The sequence below is a fragment of the Rhizobacter sp. P3_B12 genome (assembly GCF_056402895.1).
In genome coordinates, this window is record NZ_JBFUGN010001808.1 from 1 (window position 1) to 504 (window position 504).

The window sequence follows — 504 nt, forward strand, 5'->3', positions numbered from 1 at the left end:
CCCGGCTTGAGCGCGATCTGCCACAGGTCGAGCCGCCCTTCGGCTTGCACCGCAGGACGCAGGTGATCCTCTTCGCCGACCGACACGCCGCCGCTGGTGACGATCAGGTCATGCCCTTGCGCGGCCCGCACCAGCGCGTCGCGCGTCGCGTCGAGCCGGTCCGGCACGATGCCGAGGTCGGTCACCTCGCCGCCCAGCGCCTGGATCAGCGCGCGCAGCGTGTAGCGGTTGGAGTTGTAGATCGCGCCGGGGCGCAGCGGCTCGCCCGGCATCACCAGCTCGTCGCCGGTGGAGAACAGCGCGACGCGCGGCCGGCGCATCACCGCCAGCGTCGCCGCCCCGAYCGAGGCCGCCATGCCGAGCGCCTGCGGCGTCAGGCGCAGGCCCTGCGTCAGCACGGTGCTGCCCTCTTGCACGTCCTCGCCGCGGCGGCGCACCCACTGCCCGGCCCGCGGCACCTCGTTGATGCGCACCTGGTCGCCGAGCGCCTCGCACTGCTCCTGC

General features: G+C 74.4%; 1 protein-coding gene. It reads right to left on the reverse strand.

The window, feature by feature from the left end; translation table 11 throughout:
• On the reverse strand, nucleotides 1-504 hold a 504-nt coding region (locus AC1D01_RS38345; RefSeq protein ID WP_477875268.1), incomplete at both ends, for a molybdopterin molybdotransferase MoeA.